The following is a 16238-nucleotide window of genomic DNA, read 5'->3' on the forward strand; positions in this document are numbered from 1 at the left end:
ACCGCCAACTGCCCTCTGCCGACTGTCAACTTTCTTCTCCATAACCTCCTGAATTCAAGGGCATTATGCCCGGATTGCCTGTTACGCCACCTGTGGGCGCATGTTAGAATAGCCTTCTTTCGCGGCACGCCCGCTCTCTCAAAACTCCTTTGAAATCAAATATATGACTGAACGAATACGCGAGATCCCATACAACTACACTTCGTTTTCCGACAAAGAAATCGTGATCCGGCTGCTGGGCGATGAGGCCTGGCAGGTGTTGAACAAGCTGCGCGCGGAGCGGGTGACCGGCCGTTCGGCGCGGATGCTGTTCGAGATCCTCGGGGATATGTGGGTGGTGACACGCAATCCGTTCATTCAGGATGACCTGCTGAACAACCGCAAGCGCCGCGAGTCACTGGTCGAGGCGCTCTATCATCGCCTGGACGGGATTGCCGAGCGCGCCGCCGGCAACGCGCTGACCCAGGATCTGATCATCAAGACCAAGGAGGCACTGCGCAAGTTCGAGAAGTGGTTCCCCGAACAAAATGCGCTGCGCAAAAAAGCCTTCAAGCGTCTGAAGAAGATCACGCACAAGGACAATATCTGTTTCGACGGCCTGGCGCGTGTCTCGCACGTGACCGACGCCTCCGACTGGCGGGTGGAATATCCGCTGGTGGTGATCAACCCCGATAACGAGCAGGAAGTGCAACAGGTGGTCGCCGCCTGCCTGGAACTGGGCATCAGCATGATTCCGCGCGGCGGCGGTACCGGCTATACCGGCGGCGCGGTGCCGTTGCAGGAAAACTGCGCGGTGATCAATACCGAAAAGCTTGAAGGACTGGACACTGTCAGCCGGCAGGATCTGTTTGTCGATGGCGAAGAGGGCGAACAATCTCTGCCGGTGGTGCGCGCCGAGGCCGGGGTGGTGACCAACCGCGTCTCGCAACTGGCCGAGGCCAGCGGCTTTGTGTTTGCCGTGGATCCGACCTCGCAGGACGCCTCCTGCATCGGCGGTAACATCGCCATGAACGCCGGCGGCAAGAAGGCGGTGATGTGGGGCACCACGCTGGACAACCTGGTTTCCTGGCGCATGGTCACCCCGGACGCCAAATGGCTGGAAGTGCAGCGGCTTAATTTCAACCTGGGCAAGATTCACGAGCAGGAAGAGGTGGCGTTTCGCATCAGCCGCCTGGAGGCCGACGGCGAGACGCCCTGTGGCGAGCCGGAGATCCTGCGCATTCCCGGCAAGCAGCTGCGCAAGCTGGGCCTGGGCAAGGATGTCACCAACAAGTTTTTAAGCGGCCTGCCGGGCATTCAAAAAGAAGGCTGCGACGGCATTATTACCTCGGCCGTGTTTACCCTGCATCGCATGCCGCAATTCATTCGCACGGTCTGCCTGGAATTTTTCGGTAACGATCTGCGTAAAGCCGTGCCGGCCATTGTCGAGACCAAGGATTATCTCGACGGGCTGGCCGAGGTGGATCTGGCCGGCATGGAGCATCTGGACGAGCGCTACGTGCGCGCGGTCAACTACACCACCAAGGCGCCGCGCCAGGACCTGCCGAAGATGGTGCTGCTGGTCGATGTGGCCGGGGATGACGAAGATACCGTGGCCGAAGCCGCGTCACACATCGTCTCGCTGGCCAATGCCCGCGAGGCGGAAGGGTTTGTCGCCGTCAGCGCCGAGGCGCGCCGTCGCTTCTGGGCGGATCGGGCGCGCACCGCGGCCATCGCCTCGCACACCAATGCGTTCAAGATCAACGAGGACGTGGTGATCCCGCTGGCCAAACTGGCCGAGTACAACGACGGCATCGAGTGGCTCAACATCGAGCTGTCGACTCGCAACAAGATCCGCATGATCGATGCCGTGCTGGACTATCTCGATTCGGAGATGCCCGAGCTGCACCCGATTCGTGCCGGCGAAGTGCCCGATGCCGAAGAGAGCGAGGAGAGCGAGGCGATCATCGCGGCCAAAAAACATGCCGCGCGCGAACTGCTGCAGGCAGTCAAGGATCGCTGGCAGGCGATCCTGACCCATCTGGATCAGCCGGCGGCCGAGCACCGCGATCTGTGGCAGACCCCGAACGACCGGATCGAGACCGAGGATAAAGAGAGCCTGTTCAACCTGTTGCAACGCCGCCTGGTGCGCATCTCCTATCGCAAGCAGGTCGAGGCGCCGCTCAAGGATATCTTTGCCGGCCATGAACTCAAGGGCGTGCGCGAGAAGCTCGACGAGATCCATCAGCAAATCCGCTCCAGCCGGCTGTTCGTCGCCACCCACATGCACGCCGGCGACGGCAACGTGCACACCAACATCCCGGTCAACTCCAACGATTACGTCATGCTGCGCGAGGCCGACGAAGTGGTCGAGCGGATCATGCGACTGGCCGGCGATCTGGGCGGGGTGATCTCCGGCGAGCACGGCATCGGCATTACCAAGATGCAGTTTCTGGATCGCGATACCATCGAGGCCTTTGCCGGTTACAAGCAAAAGGTCGATCCCGATCAGCTTTTCAATCCCGGCAAACTGCAGGCCGGTTCGGGGTTGTCCAATGCCTATACCCCGTCATTGCGGCTGGTGGAACAGGAGGCATTGATCCTCGAGGCCAGCGACCTGGGCGATCTCAACCACATGGTCAAGGACTGCCTGCGCTGCGGCAAGTGCAAGCCGGTCTGTAACACGCATATCCCGCGCGCCAACATGCTCTATTCGCCGCGCAACAAGATTCTGGCCTCGGGGCTGATCATCGAGGCGTTCCTCTACGAGGAGCAGACCCGGCGCGGCATCTCGACCCGCCACTTTGCCGAGATGAACGACGTGGCCGATCACTGCACCGTCTGTCACAAGTGTCTCAACCCCTGCCCGGTGGACATCGACTTCGGCGATGTATCGGTATCGATGCGCAACATCCTGCGCAAGCAGGGCGAGAAGCACTTCAATCCCGGCACCTGGTTCTCGATGATCTTTTTGAACATCACCGATCCCACCGCCATCAAGATCTTCCGCAAGCTGTTTATCCAGTGGGGTTACAAGGCGCAGTCGCTGGCCTCGAAAATGGCGCGCAAATTCCGCATCGACAGCAACAAGAAACGGCCGCCGTCGACCACCGGCCAGACCGGTGCCATCGAGCAGGTGGTGCACTTTATGAAAAAACCGATGCCGGGCAACCTGCCGGCGCGCACCACCCGCGCCATGCTCGGCATCGAGGACGACAAGGTGGTGCCGATCCTGCGCGATCCGCAAAAAGTCGACGACAACAGCGAGGCGGTGTTCTACTTCCCCGGCTGCGGCTCCGAGCGGCTGTTCAGCCAGGTGGGACTCGCCACGCTGGCCATGCTGTACGATACCGGCGTGCAGACCGTGCTGCCGCCCGGCTATCTGTGCTGCGGTTATCCGCAAACCTCCGGCGGCGATGAAGAGAAGGGCCGGGAGATCTCGGTGGACAATCAGGTGCTGTTCCATCGCGTGGCCAACACGCTCAACTACCTGGACATCAAGACCGTGATCGTCTCCTGCGGGACCTGCATGGATCAGCTGCTCAAGTACCAGTTCGAGAAGATCTTCCCCGGCTGCCGGTTGCTGGATATTCACGAATTTCTGATGGAGAAGGGTGTCAAGCTGGAGAACCTGACCGGCAAGCAGTACATGTACCACGACCCCTGCCACACACCGATGAAACGCTATAACCCGGTCAAGGTCGCCTCCAACCTGATGGGCCAGGACGTGAGCCTGTCCGATCGCTGCTGTGGCGAGGCCGGCACCATGGCCATGGCGCGTCCGGACATCTCCACCCAGGTGCGCTATCGCAAGCAGGAAGAACTGCAAAACGGCCTGGAGAAGATGATCGGTAAACGTTACAACGATCAGAGCGAAGTCAAAATGCTCACCTCCTGCCCGGCCTGCCAGCAGGGCCTGTCCCGCTACGCCGAGGACACCGGCATCCAGACCGACTACATCGTGGTCGAAATGGCCAACCACCTGCTCGGCGACGGTTGGCAGGACCAGTTCGTCAAGCGCGCCTCCGATCGGGGGATCGAGCGAGTCCTCCTGTAAATAACTATTGTTTTGTAGGAGCGGGCTTCGACCGCGACCGGTGTTTGTTCGAGATTCGCGCCCGCGGGGCGCTCCTACCGCGCCAGATGTCGGTGTTCGTTGTTGTGTAGGAGCGGGCTTCGACCGCGACCGGTGTTTGTTCGAGATTCGCGCCCGCGGGGCGCTCCTACCGCGCCAGATGTCGGTGTTCGTTGTTGTGTAGGAGCGGGCTTCGACCGCGACCGGCGTTTGATTCGAGATTCGCGCCTGCGGGGCGCTCCTACCGCGCCAGATGTCGGTGTTCGTTGTTGTGTAGGAGCGGGCTTCGACCGCGACCGGCGTTTGATTCGGGATTCGCGCCTGCGGGGCGCTCCTACCGCGCCAGATGCCGGTGATTGTTGTTGTAGGAGCGGGCTTCGACCGCGACCGGCGTTTGATTCGAGATTCGCGCCCGCGGGGCGCTCCTACCGCGCCAGATGCCGGTGTTCGTTGTTGTGTAGGAGCGGGCTTCGACCGCGACCGGCGTTTGATTCGAGATTCGCGCCCGCGGGGCGCTCCTACCGCGCCAGATGCCGGTGATTGTTGTTGTAGGAGCGGGCTTCGACCGCGACCGGCGTTTGATTCGGGATTCGCGCCCGCGGGGCGCTCCTACCGCGCCAGATGCCAGTGTTCGTTGTTGTAGGAGCGGGCTTTGACCGCGACCGGTGTTTGATTCGAGATTTGCGCCCGCGGGGCGCTCCTACACTGCGCCATGGCAATCCTTTACACAAATGCCTGTTTACGGCACAGTCATGTCAGAACACACGGAGGTGTTTTCATGACAACCCACCATTTTTCCGGGCATCGTCTGCGTACTGGCCGCCTGTCGGAAACCGGGCGGATTTACCTCATCACCACGGTCACTGAACAACGCCAGCCAGTCTTTCAGAATATCTTGCTGGGTCGGCTGGTGGTACAGGCACTGAAAGATAATCAAAGCAATACGACGACACTGGCCTATGTTGTCATGCCCGAACATCTTCATTGGATCATGCAGTTAGGTGACCGGCACGATCTCGGTACGGTGGTTTCGAGCATCAAGTCGAACAGTGCCCGTTGGATAAACAGGCATCTGAACCGCTCGGGACGATTATGGCAAAAGGGATACCACGACCATGCCTTGCGGTGTGAAGACGATTTACGGCAAGTGGCTCGCTATGTCATCGCCAATCCCTTGCGGGCAGGTCTGGTCCGACAAATCGGAGATTATCCGTTATGGGATGCGATATGGCTGTGAAATGGAATCCCATACCTGGTAGGCGCGGGCTTTGACCGCGACCGGCCTTTGTTCGGGATTCGCGCCCACGGGGCGCTCCTACGGGGCTGTGCCGGTGACAGGTTTTTAGGTAGGAGCGGGCTTCGACCGCGACCGGTTGTTTGTTCGAGATTCGCGCCCGCGGGGCGCTCCTACCGCGCCAGATGCCGGTGTTTGTTGTTGTAGGAGCGGGCTTCGACCGCGATCGGCGTTTGATTCGGGATTCGCGCCCGCGGGGCGCTCCTACCGCACCAGATGCCGGTGTTCGTTGTTGTGTAGGAGCGGGCTTTGACCGCGACCGGTGGTTGATTCGGGATTCGCGCCCGCAGGATGGGCCGACTATACTGGGAGAGGATTTCCGTAAAACCGCGCAGGAGGGGATATGTACCTGAAGGACAGCAAGAATGGTGATCTGGTGGAGATTATCGACCTGGGAGGGCTGTTCGATCCGTTCGTGGCCGATGTCAGTGGCCGTTACCACGCGGGCGAGGAGATGCAGGATACGCAGTCCTTCACCAAGCAGGCGCTGATCTTTCCCTCCGGCGAAGCGCTGCCCCGATGCTGGGTGGATGCCAACTATAAGCAGTGATTACAGGGCCAAGGAACGAGTAACGAGGGACGAGGAAAAGCATCTCATCACCTGAAGCTGTAGGAGCGCCTTTGGCGCGACAGATTCTGGTCGGCAATATCTATCGCGGCGAAGCCGCTCCTACGGGTCCTTCGTACAAGGTATTCCTCGTTACTCGTCCCTCGTAACTCGGCCCTGTTTTTTAGTAGGTAGGCCGGACATAGCACCTTTCGCGCATAAACTCCGCGGTGTCCGGCAATCCGGGAAATGCCCGATACCGCTATCGCGGCGAAGCCGCTCCTACGGGTCCTTCGTACAAGGTATTCCTCGTTACTCGTCCCTCGTAACCCGGCCCTGTTTTTTAGATCCTGAGATACGTCCACCCTTCCCGCTGGCGCAGCAGGGCTTCCTGCATGGCGGAGGGAACCACGTCCACGTTGGGCAGCAGTTCGATGCTGATGCCGTTTTCTTCGCGGTAGCGGTTCAGCGCGATGCGGCAGGCCATGAAACGGACATTCTGGTAGCTGCTGCTCAGGTTTTTGATTTTTTTGGCGTAGGCGGTATTGCCCTGTTGCAGCAGCTTGAGGCCTTCGCCGTTGGCCATGATCTCGATGCGCAACGGACGTTGTTTGTTCTGCGAGGTGCGCAGCAGGTACTCGGCCTCTTCCAGTACGGTCTTGAGACGCGAGGGGTCGTCGGAGTTGACGTGCAGCATCAGTTTCAGCTCGTCATCCGGTTGCGGTTCGGCGGCGACCTGGGCGGACTGGGCCATTTCGAACAAAGAGGCCGGACGCTTGAACGTGTCATGGCTGAACCAGCCGATGCTCAGGCCCAGACCCAGAATCAGCAGCGCCGAGGCGGCCTGGGCAAAGTAGAGCTGCCAGCGACGGCGGCCGGGCTGAGCGGTACTCTGTTCGCTGGCCACGTTGTGGTACGCCAGCTGAACCATGTCCTGGACTTTTTGCAGCTTGCAGACCCGCTCGGCCAGCACCTGATCGCGGCGCAGTTCCTCGAGCAGCAGGCTCCGCTCCTCGGCGTCGAGCTGGTTATCCAGATACGCGTTCAGATGCTCATCGGAAAAATTCGAATTCATATGACTCTCCTGATAGAAGTCACGTTATCGGCGCTTTCGGGCTGGAACTCAAGCAGCTTCCCGGCCAGGCATTTGCGCGCCCGACACAGCCGGCTCATGACGGTGCCGATCGGAATATCCAGAATCTCGGCGACTTCGGCATAACTGCAGCCTTCCAGGTCGATCAGGGTCAGCACGTGGCGCTGGCCCTCGGGCAGTTCGGAGACTGCCCCGCGGACCTTGTCGACAATGTTTTGTTGTTCATGGTGTTTTTCCGGCGTCTGATGATCGGTCAGCACCTGGTTGTCCACATCATCCATGTCGCGGCTGCTGCGGAAATGATCGCGCCAGCAGTTACGCAAAATGCCAAAGGACCAGCTTTTCAACGCCTCGGGTTTTTTCAGCTGGGCGACATTTTTCAGGGCCTTGGCCAGGGTTTCCTGGGTCAGGTCGTCGGCCAGTGTCGGATTGTTGGTCCAGGAATAGGCCAGGCGATAGAGCTGCGGGCGCAGTGCTTCCAGCTGTTCCTTTATATGGTGGTGACGCGAAAACAAGTTTAATGGATTCATAGCTGCATAACTTCAGGTCAGGCAAGGATTGGCAATTCTAGCATGACCGTCAGGGGCGGCAAATCCTGCCAGGCGGATATTCCCTGTATTATCAATAAATTAGAAGGCGCTAATATATCGATGTGGAAAATTTTTTTTCGATTCGGGGGAATAAATCCGCACAAGGATCGTCTTCTGTATGTGCGTCAACCTGATCAAAGTGGAGGAGGACGCCAAATCTCCCATGTGAAGCAGGAAGCACTAAAAACAACAGGGATGACACAACAACAATAAATGGCAAGGCAGAGTCACGGGGTAGGCAAGGCCCCGTCACTCGAATTTTGGGGGCAACCACTGACAGCCTGAAGAATCTGCACCGATTGGTCAGGCTGTCAGTGCCCAATTTCCTATCCCCTTCAGTTTCTCCCGGACTAACTTCAAACTTTCTTCTGGCAGTACGCGTCTGTTCTATGGTTCCAGGGGCCAGGTACTAGGTGCCGGGTGCCAGTAAAAGCCTGGTCACCGCCTGTCTGTAGGAGCGGGCTTCGACCGCGACCGGTGTTTGTTGTTCGAGATTCGCGCCCGCGGGGCGCTCCTACCGGGTCAGATGCCGGTGTTCGTTGTTGTGTAGGAGCGGGCTTCGACCGCGACCGGTGTTTGTTCGAGAATCGCGCCCGCGGGGCGCTCCTACCGGGTCAGATGCCGGTGTTCGTTGTTGTGTAGGAGCGGGCTTCGACCGCGATCGGCGTTTGATTCGAGAATCGCGCCCGCGGGGCGCTCCTACCGGGTCAGATGCCGGTGTTCGTTGTTGTGTAGGAGCGGGCTTCGACCGCGATCGGCGTTTGATTCGTGAATCGTGCCCGCGGGGCGCTCCTACCGGGTCAGATGCCGGTGTTCGTTGTTGTGTAGGAGCGGGCTTCGACCGCGATCGGCGTTTGATTCGTGAATCGCGCCCGCGGGGCGCTCCTACCGCGCCAGATGCCGGTGTTCGTTGTTGTGTAGGAGCGGGCTTCGACCGCGATCGGCGTTTGATTCGTGAATCGTGCCCGCGGGGCGCTCCTACCGCGCCAGATGCCGGTGTTCGTTGTTGTGTAGGAGCGGGCTTCGACCGCGATCGGCGTTTGATTCGGGAATCGCGCCCGCGGGGCGCTCCTACCGGGTCAGATGCCGGTATTCATTGTTGTAGGAGCGGGCTTTCAGCCGCGACGGTCATGTGGTGTAGCCAGTTTTCTTTCGCGGCGCGGCCACGCCTGCCATATCATTTTACTGCCAACTGCCAACTGCCAACTCTGCACTTTTTTCTATTTTTTGAAAAACCAGAGAATCACGCTGATCACGATGCTGATGATGATCGCGCTGGTGATGGGGAAATAGAACCGCGCGTTCTCCTTCTCGATGTAAATATCCCCCGGCAGGCGGAACAGGCCGAGCTTGCTCAGCCAGGGCCAGAGCAGGCCGGCGATTACCAGAATGATCCCCAGACTGATCAGAAGTTTCTGCATAAGTTCTCACCACGAAGACACCAGGACACGAAGTTTGTTATGTCGAAGATCCCCTGGCCTTGGCATCCAGGGCAGCATTTACTGTATGTAAAGCCCGGCTTGACCCGTTTACCCGAATACCGGGGTTGAGGTCATCCCGGACGGACGCTGCTAGCTTTGCAGGAGGCAAGCTCTATGGATTCTGGCATGCCTCGAAGAGGCAGGCATAACGATATTCTTTGCGTTCTCCGCGTCTTTGCGCCCTCTGCGTTATTTCCCAGAGGGCGGGAGAAGCGGTTATTCCATCATCTTTACACCATCTTTGGTGCCCAGCAGCAGCACGTCGGCGGGGCGCATGGCGAACAGGCCGTTGGTGACGACGCCGGTGAGGTTGTTGAGGGTCTGCTCCAGTTTGACGGCTTCCATGATCTCGAGGTTATGCACATCCAGGATAATGTTGCCGTTGTCGGTGGTGAAATCCTGGCGCAGGACCGGCTCGCCGCCGAGTTTGACGATCTCGCGGGCCACCAGGCTGCGGGCCATGGGGATCACTTCGACTGGCAGCGGGAAGGCGCCGAGCACCCCGACCAGCTTGGATTCGTCGGCGATGCAGACGAATTTCTTGCTGGCGGCGGCGACGATCTTCTCGCGGGTCAGCGCCCCGCCACCGCCTTTGATCAGCTGCAGGTGTTCGTTGGCTTCGTCGGCGCCGTCCACATAGACCGAGATGCCGTCCACGGCGTTGAGATCGTAAACCGGGATCCCGTGGCCCTTGAGCCGTTCGGCGCTGGCCACGGAGCTGGCGACGGTGCCGTCGATCTTGCCCTTGATTTTGGCCAGCTCGTCGATGAAGAAATTGGCGGTGGAACCGGTGCCCACGCCGATGATGGTGCCCGGCACCACGTGTTCGATGGCGGCCTGGGCGACCAGCTGCTTCAATTCGTCCTGTGTCATTGCTTTTACTCCTGCCAGGCCGTGTTTTCGGGCCAGTATCATTGTTGAACGGGTAATAGGCCATTATATTAGGCATTCCGGTCTGGTATCCACAACTGACGGCCAGAAAGTCACCATTCCGGCAGGCCCCCAGAAGCAGCAGACTATGACTCAGCACTATGTCGACATGATTAACGCCGCCCCGGTTTACGATGTGGCGATTCACTCCCCGCTGGACCCGGCGCCGCGCCTGAGCGAGCGGCTGGACAATACGGTCCTGCTCAAGCGCGAGGATTTGCAGCAGGTCTTTTCCTTCAAGCTGCGCGGCGCCTACAACCGGATTATTCATCTCACCGAGGAGGAACGCGAACGCGGCGTGATTGCCTCGTCGGCCGGGAATCACGCCCAGGGCGTGGCGCTGGCGGCCAAACGCCTCAATATCAACGCGACCATCGTGATGCCACGCACCACCCCGGAGATCAAGCAACATGCGGTCAGGGCGCTGGGTGCGAATACCGTTTTGCACGGCAATGCCTACGACGACGCCTATTGCCATGCGATGGAGCTGGTCGAGGAGCAGGGCCTGGTCTTCATTCATCCTTACGACGACCCGCTGGTGATTGCCGGCCAGGGCACCATCGGCAAGGAACTGCTGGCCCAGCGCGAGCAGATCGACGCGATCTTTGTGCCGGTGGGCGGCGGTGGCCTGATCGCCGGGATTGCCGCCTATGTGAAAACCGTGCGTCCGGATATCAGGATCATCGGGGTCGAACCGGAAGATGCGCCGAGTATGTATACCGCGTTGCGCGAGGGTGAGCGGGTGCGTCTCGATCAGGTGGGGATATTCGCCGATGGCGTGGCCGTGCGTCAGGTGGGCGAAGAGCCGTTTCGCCTGGCGCAGAAGTATGTGGACGAGGTGATCCTGGTGAGCACCGACGAGATCTGTGCGGCCATCAAGGACATCTTCGATGATACCCGCTCGATCACCGAACCGGCGGGGGCACTGGCCGTCGCCGGGGTAAAAAAATACGTGGCCGAGAAGGGCGTGCACGGCCAGACCCTGATCGCCATCGACAGTGGCGCCAACATGAACTTTGATCGCCTGCGGCACGTGGCCGAGCGGGCCGAACTGGGCGAGCGTCGCGAGCTGCTGTTCGCGGCCACCATCCCCGAACGACCCGGCAGCTTTCGCCAGTTCTGCGAAACCATCGGCTCGCGGGGCATTACCGAATTCAACTATCGCTATGCCGATCCGGGCCAGGCGCATATCTTCGTCGGCGTGCAGATGCACCACGGCGAGCAGGAAAAACGCGAGCTGTTCGCCCAGCTGGAGGCCGCCGGTTATCCCTACAGGGACATGACCGACAACGAGATGGCCAAGCTGCACATCCGCTATATGGTCGGCGGCCGGGTCGATGGCGTGAAACACGAGTGCCTGTACCGCTTCGAATTCCCCGAGCGCCCCGGTGCATTGCTGCGTTTTCTCAATCACATGGGCGAGCACTGGAACATCAGCCTGTTCCACTACCGCAACCACGGCGCCGACTACGGCCGCGTCCTGGTCGGCATGCAGGTGCCACCCGACGAGGAGTCCATGCTGCAGCGCTTCCTCGACGAGATCGGCTATCGCTACTGGGATGAGACGGATAATCCCGCTAATGCCCTGTTCCTTTCAGGAACAGGGCAGTGACGAGGTACGAGGTACGAGTGACGAGGAAAACATCGCACCAGCCGAAATCGTAGGCCCGATATAGCAAAGCGGTATCGGGCACTCCGGTTGCCGGACACCGCTTCGCTATGTCCGGCCTACATGCTACCGCAACCACGGCGCCGACTACGGCCGCGTCCTGGTCGGCATGCAGGTCCCGCCCGACGAGGAGCCCATGCTGCAGCGCTTCCTCGACGAGATCGGCTATCGCTATTGGGATGAGACCGATAATCCGGCCAACGTCCTGTTCCTTTCAGGAACAGGGCAGTGACGAGGTACGAGGGACGAGTGACGAGGAAAATCTGCACACAGCCTCGTTGATCGTAGGAGCGGCTACGCCGCGATGGTCTTTGCCGTTTGGCACGGATCTCTCGCGCCGGAGGCGCTCCCACAGATGCCCGAACCTGCTACTTTTCATTTCCTCGTCACTCGTCCCTCGTAACTCGGCCCTTTTTTTGGCCTGCGGCCAAAAAAAAAGGGGGCTACCGTCGCCGGTAACCCCCGATTTTGCGGGATTTCTCCCGTTCTACAGCCGGTGTCGCTTATTTTTTCTTGCGACGGGCTGTTTTCTTCTTGGTCTTCTTCTTGGCGACTTTCTTTTTCGCCTTTTTCTTGGCTACTTTCTTCTTGGCCTTCTTCTTGGCCTTTTTCTTGGCTACTTTCTTCTTGGCCTTCTTCTTGGCCTTTTTCTTGGCTACTTTCTTCTTAGCCTTCTTTTTGGCCTTTTTCTTGGCGACTTTTTTCTTCGCCTTCTTCTTGGCTACTTTCTTCTTAGCCTTTTTCTTGGTTTTCTTTTTGGCAGCGGTCTTCTTCTTGGCTGCCCGTTTCTTAGCGACTTTTTTCTTCGCTACTTTTTTGCGAGAAGCGGTTTTCTTCTTCGCGACTTTCTTCTTGGCTTTTTTCTTCGTTGCCATAGTTAACAACCCTCCGAGTTGAGCACTGAGTTTAGCAGAGTATAGCCAACTAAAATAAAAATGCTAGTAATGCAAATTAATTTTTTGCTGTTAGCGCTTGTATTGTATGAATTTTGGCTTCGATACGCCAGATTTCCTGTTTTATAACGACCGCGAAGAAAATTTTTTTAATTTTTTTGCGCTGGCGAAGAAAAATTTTGCCGGTGAAGGGGGGATTAAGCAAGTATTCGGGTTTTTGTTGCGTTGGATCGGCGTATCGCGGCACTGATCGGCTTGCATCAGGGCGTTTATACCGGCTTCGATAGCGGTTGAGTGCTTTGATCGACGCGGTTGTCACTGATTTTGGCATTCGATATTGCAAAATTTGGCGCAAGAGGACTTGTGAACGTCTCTGACAGGCCGTGTGAGTTAAATTTTTTCAATGATCCACAGCGATTGCATCGTAATAACCGCCCGTGAGTGAAGCCGACACGGCTTCTGAACAAGAAAATTGCGCTTTATCGGTTTATTTTTTAGTGATGGACCGCGATGGAACGGCTGTTTGTGCTGAACAAGGGCTGATGAGTGTCTTGATGGGCGGTTGATCGTTTGCTGTGAAGCCGGGATAAGGGGATCGGATCGCGATTGTCGCCCCGATGACGCAAAAAATTTATTGCATGATGCAATTTTTGATCGCCTGGATCGGTTGAAACGGCCTGGATCGGCTCGTTAACGGCGGATCAGGTGGGCCGATTGCGTTGTTCAGCGGCCCTGTAACAAAAAAGCGGCCCGCAGGCCGCTTGATCAACGTGCGATCCGGCGTGAGGGGTCAGCGTTTTTCCATTTTCAGGATATGTTGCCAGTGTTTTTTGTCGACCGGCATGACCGAGAGGCGATTACCGCGCTGCAGCAGCTTCATCCCTTCCAGGGCTTTCTCCTGTTTCATCTCCTGCAGGGTGACGGTACGGGCGAATTTGCGCACGAACTTGATGTTGACCATGTACCAGCGCGGATTTTCCGGGTCACTCTTGGGGTCGTAGTAGTTGGATTTCGGGTCCCAGGCCGTGTGATCGGGGTAGCCTTCCTTTACCACCTCTGCGATACCGACGATTCCCGGCTCCTTGCAGTTGGAATGGTAGAAGAAGACCTGATCGCCTTTTTTCATCTCGTCGCGCATCATGTTGCGGGCCTGGTAGTTGCGTACGCCGTCCCAGTGATCGGTCTTGCGCGGCATCGCGGCCAGGTCATCGATGCCGAAAACATCGGGTTCGGATTTCATCAGCCAGTAATTCATGCGGATCTCCTCTTGGAACGTGGCCGGATTATTTCATAAATCGTTCAGAGGGGCGTGCCCGGCGGGATCAGACGCCGATCGCCGGCTGAAACCGGAGCAGCCCCTGCTCGGTGGCGATGCCGTCCAGTGGCACGTCCCAGATGGCCGAGTCGATCTGTTCGACCTGCTGAAACGCGTAGGCGGTGCCCACCAGCCAGGGACGTTGCCAGTGCCGCCGGTAACGGCGAAAACCGAAGGTTCGATCGTAAAACCCGCCGCCCATGCCGACGCGGTTGCCCTGGTGATCGAAAGCCACCAGCGGCATCAATACCAGATCCAGCGACATGGGGCTGAACAGCCGATCGCGGCGGCTGTGTGCCGGTTCGGGAATGCCGAAGCGGTTGGGAATCAGTTGTGTATCCGGGTGATAGGGCAAAAACCACATGCGTCGGCTATTGCGCGGGCCCAGTACCGGCAGATAGCACTGCTTGTTCCGTTGCCAGGCGTATTCCAGCAGCCAGGTGAGATCGATCTCCCCGTCGTTGGGCAGGTAAAAGGCGATGCGTTGCGCCAGATGAAACAGACGGTGCGCGGCAAGCTGTTCGGACAGGGACAACGACGCTTCACGCCGTTCGTCGGCCGAGAGCGCGCGGCGTTTATCGCGCATGCTAAAGCGCAGGGATTTTCGATCAGTCATGGTGTGATATTAATATTTTCAACAATTTATGTCACCCGATGGGGGCAGTCGTGGATTGGGGAGTTTAACCACCGAAAACATTGAAAGTGCTGAGTTCTGAGTTCTGAGTGCTGAGTGCGGGAGTCGGGAGTCGGAAGTCGGGAAGAAGCTAACGCAGGCGCAGATCATTTGGACCGGGTTTTGATCTTCCTCGTCACTCGTCCCTGGTACCTCGTCCCTGCGTCCGAAGGACGCCTTGTTGATAGGGTGGGCGCGCCCCCGCCTGTACCGTGGTGATCTTCGTCTTGAACCAGGGGTTCAAGGTGGGAGCGTCTTCCGGCGTATCAGGCTTTCCGGTCGGGCCGGACTTGCACACAACACCGGAGTTCGGCTCCCGGGGATGTGTTTATCGGCTCAAGAATATCCCGATCGACTCACGCATACCGCAGGGGACGCCCATTGACTCGGTTACCGGCGTCAGATTTCCATCTGCCGGGTTTTGAACAGGGCATCCTCGATCTTGTCCTGAATGCCCTTGATGCGGCCACTGACATCACTGTCCATTTTGCTGTCGGGGCCGGACTGTGTCAGTAGCTCATGAGAGATATTTAACGCGGCCATCACAGCAATGCGATCGGTGCCGATGATCTTGCCGCTGTCGCGGATCTCGCGCATTTTCATGTCCAGGTAATCGGCCGAGCGCATCAGATCGTGCTTTTCGTCTTCCGGACAGGCGATCAGGTACTCCTTGTCCAGGATATGCACGGTGACCGTGTTGGCCGGCTTTTCACTCATTTTCCATCGCCTTGAGTTTCTCGATCATCGCCTCGACCCGGCTACGCGCCAGCTCGGTTTTCTCCACCAGCTGGTTGCGCTCCGACATCAGATTTGTCTGGCTGTCGCGCAGGGTTTTATTTTCCTGCTGCAAGCGGTCTACTGCCTTGATAAGGTCATCGACGCGGGTTTCAAGCTTTTTCAGGTCCAGTTCGTCCATCAAATATCACTTATAAGTCGTTGTTATCGCTGATTCGGGACGCAAATTCAGTCTATGGCTCAATATAGAGCGGCGGCCGGGCAGGGTCAACGGGCCCGTGCCGCCAAAAACCGCCATTTGGCCGTTGTGACTGTTGCTGATGGGGCAAATGGCTTATCCTCTCGATTTCAGCTGCCGTATACCTATATAGATGACCGAATCACTTCCCGATTTTGACCTGGTGGCCGACGCCCTGCATGCCCAGGGCGCCGATACCGATCCGGCGGAAAGCCACGGCCTGTTGTGCGCCATGTTCTGCACCATTCAGGGGCTGGACGTCGACAGCTGGCTGGCCATGGTGCTCACCGGCCCGAGCCGGGATGCCCTGGCGCCGACTCCCGAATCGTTGTTGACCCTGTTCGAGGAGACCCGCAAACAGTTCGACAGCGAACAGTTCGACTTCCATTTATTATTACCCCACGACGAGGCCGCCCTGGCGGTTCGGGTGGAAGCGCTGGGACACTGGTGCCAGGGTTTTTTGACCGGCCTGGCCGCCGGCGGAGTCCAGCAACCGGAAAACCTGCCCGGTGAGCTGCCCGAAATTATCCAGGACATGCTGGAAATGTCCCGCGCCGAAGGTTATGAACTGGAAGACGACGGCGAAGACGAAGCCGCCTATGCCGAACTGGTCGAATACCTGCGCATGGGGGTGTTGCTGTTTCGTGAGGAGTTTCGGCGCCAGTACGCCAAAGCCGGCGAGGGGTCGATACATTAAAACAAAGGGCCGAGGGACGAGGTACGAGT

Annotated in this window: 17 protein-coding genes, 1 other RNA gene and 1 pseudogene; 9 read left to right on the forward strand and 10 right to left on the reverse strand. The window is 58.4% G+C overall.

What is annotated here, in order from left to right; translation table 11 throughout:
• Positions 1–163 precede the first annotated feature (163 nt).
• The 3 genes from U5K34_RS07585 (at position 164) to U5K34_RS07595 (ending at position 5898) form a co-directional block, all read left to right on the forward strand.
• On the forward strand, positions 164–4036 hold the full coding sequence (locus U5K34_RS07585; RefSeq protein ID WP_322567783.1) for an FAD/FMN-binding oxidoreductase: 3873 nt from the start codon (positions 164–166) through the stop codon (positions 4034–4036).
• 796 nt (positions 4037–4832) lie between these two features.
• Positions 4833–5291: an REP-associated tyrosine transposase gene (locus U5K34_RS07590; protein WP_322567784.1), complete on the forward strand. Its 459-nt coding sequence runs from the start codon at positions 4833–4835 to the stop codon at positions 5289–5291.
• A 400-nt stretch (positions 5292–5691) separates the two neighbouring features.
• Positions 5692–5898, forward strand: a complete 207-nt coding sequence (locus tag U5K34_RS07595) for a hypothetical protein (RefSeq protein ID WP_322567785.1) — start codon at positions 5692–5694, stop codon at positions 5896–5898.
• Between the two features lie 340 nt (positions 5899–6238).
• Here U5K34_RS07595 and U5K34_RS07600 read toward each other — a convergent pair whose 3' ends face one another.
• Positions 6239–6970, reverse strand: a complete 732-nt coding sequence (locus U5K34_RS07600) for a hypothetical protein (RefSeq protein ID WP_322567786.1) — start codon at positions 6968–6970, stop codon at positions 6239–6241.
• Positions 6967–7518, reverse strand: a complete 552-nt coding sequence (locus U5K34_RS07605) for an RNA polymerase sigma factor (RefSeq protein WP_322567787.1) — start codon at positions 7516–7518, stop codon at positions 6967–6969. Before U5K34_RS07605 ends, U5K34_RS07600 begins: the two co-directional genes overlap by 4 nt.
• Positions 7519–7560: 42 nt before the next feature.
• Here U5K34_RS07605 and U5K34_RS07610 point away from each other — a divergent pair, with 42 nt between their 5' ends.
• Complete coding sequence (locus tag U5K34_RS07610) at positions 7561–7791, forward strand: hypothetical protein (protein WP_322567788.1); 231 nt, start codon at positions 7561–7563, stop codon at positions 7789–7791.
• Positions 7792–8798: 1007 nt separating this feature from the next.
• Here U5K34_RS07610 and U5K34_RS07615 read toward each other — a convergent pair.
• Positions 8799–8999 carry a DUF2905 domain-containing protein gene (locus tag U5K34_RS07615; protein WP_322567789.1) on the reverse strand — a complete coding sequence of 67 codons (201 nt, stop codon included), beginning with the start codon at positions 8997–8999 and terminating at the stop codon, positions 8799–8801.
• Positions 9000–9275: 276 nt separating this feature from the next.
• Positions 9276–9932: a ribose-5-phosphate isomerase RpiA gene (gene rpiA / locus U5K34_RS07620; RefSeq protein ID WP_322567790.1), complete on the reverse strand. Its 657-nt coding sequence runs from the start codon at positions 9930–9932 to the stop codon at positions 9276–9278.
• A gap of 145 nt (positions 9933–10077) precedes the next feature.
• Here rpiA and ilvA point away from each other — a divergent pair, with 145 nt between their 5' ends.
• Both ilvA and U5K34_RS07630 read left to right on the forward strand, forming a co-directional pair.
• On the forward strand, positions 10078–11601 hold the full coding sequence (gene ilvA, locus U5K34_RS07625) for a threonine ammonia-lyase, biosynthetic (RefSeq protein WP_416224045.1): 1524 nt from the start codon (positions 10078–10080) through the stop codon (positions 11599–11601).
• 124 nt (positions 11602–11725) lie between these two features.
• Positions 11726–11890: pseudogene (locus tag U5K34_RS07630) on the forward strand (threonine ammonia-lyase, biosynthetic); the annotation flags it as partial.
• A gap of 271 nt (positions 11891–12161) precedes the next feature.
• Here U5K34_RS07630 and U5K34_RS07635 read toward each other — a convergent pair.
• A complete protein-coding gene (locus U5K34_RS07635) occupies positions 12162–12533 on the reverse strand; it encodes a hypothetical protein (RefSeq protein ID WP_322568096.1) in 372 nt (123 codons plus the stop codon).
• 106 nt (positions 12534–12639) lie between these two features.
• On the opposite strand from U5K34_RS07635, the gene U5K34_RS07640 reads away from it, so the two are divergent.
• Positions 12640–12801 (forward strand): hypothetical protein, encoded by a 162-nt coding sequence (locus U5K34_RS07640; RefSeq protein WP_322567792.1) that lies wholly within the window; start codon positions 12640–12642, stop codon positions 12799–12801.
• Positions 12802–12988: 187 nt separating this feature from the next.
• Positions 12989–13117, forward strand: coding sequence for a hypothetical protein (locus tag U5K34_RS07645; RefSeq protein WP_322567793.1), 129 nt, complete (start codon positions 12989–12991; stop codon positions 13115–13117).
• Between the two features lie 224 nt (positions 13118–13341).
• Here the strand turns inward: U5K34_RS07645 and U5K34_RS07650 are convergent, their stop codons facing one another.
• The 5 genes from U5K34_RS07650 to U5K34_RS07670 all read right to left on the reverse strand — a co-directional run bounded on the left by U5K34_RS07650 (position 13342) and on the right by U5K34_RS07670 (position 15455).
• The gene (locus tag U5K34_RS07650; protein WP_322567794.1) at positions 13342–13806 is read right to left on the reverse strand and encodes an EVE domain-containing protein; all 465 of its coding nucleotides are present in this window, start codon (positions 13804–13806) and stop codon (positions 13342–13344) included.
• A 67-nt stretch (positions 13807–13873) separates the two neighbouring features.
• A complete protein-coding gene (locus U5K34_RS07655) occupies positions 13874–14482 on the reverse strand; it encodes a 5-formyltetrahydrofolate cyclo-ligase (RefSeq protein ID WP_322567795.1) in 609 nt (202 codons plus the stop codon).
• Positions 14483–14733: 251 nt separating this feature from the next.
• Positions 14734–14916, reverse strand: a non-coding RNA gene (gene ssrS, locus U5K34_RS07660) — 6S RNA.
• Positions 14917–14938: 22 nt separating this feature from the next.
• On the reverse strand, positions 14939–15256 hold the full coding sequence (locus tag U5K34_RS07665; RefSeq protein ID WP_322567796.1) for a cell division protein ZapA: 318 nt from the start codon (positions 15254–15256) through the stop codon (positions 14939–14941).
• Complete coding sequence (locus U5K34_RS07670) at positions 15249–15455, reverse strand: TIGR02449 family protein (RefSeq protein WP_134081070.1); 207 nt, start codon at positions 15453–15455, stop codon at positions 15249–15251. The genes U5K34_RS07665 and U5K34_RS07670 overlap by 8 nt, the downstream gene beginning before the upstream one ends.
• A 190-nt stretch (positions 15456–15645) precedes the next feature.
• Between U5K34_RS07670 and U5K34_RS07675 the strand changes: the two genes are divergently transcribed.
• Positions 15646–16209: a UPF0149 family protein gene (locus U5K34_RS07675; protein WP_322567797.1), complete on the forward strand. Its 564-nt coding sequence runs from the start codon at positions 15646–15648 to the stop codon at positions 16207–16209.
• The last annotated feature ends 29 nt before the right edge of the window (positions 16210–16238 follow it).

The sequence above is a fragment of the Thiohalophilus sp. genome, from assembly GCF_034521165.1.
GTDB lineage: Bacteria > Pseudomonadota > Gammaproteobacteria > UBA6429 > Thiohalophilaceae > Thiohalophilus.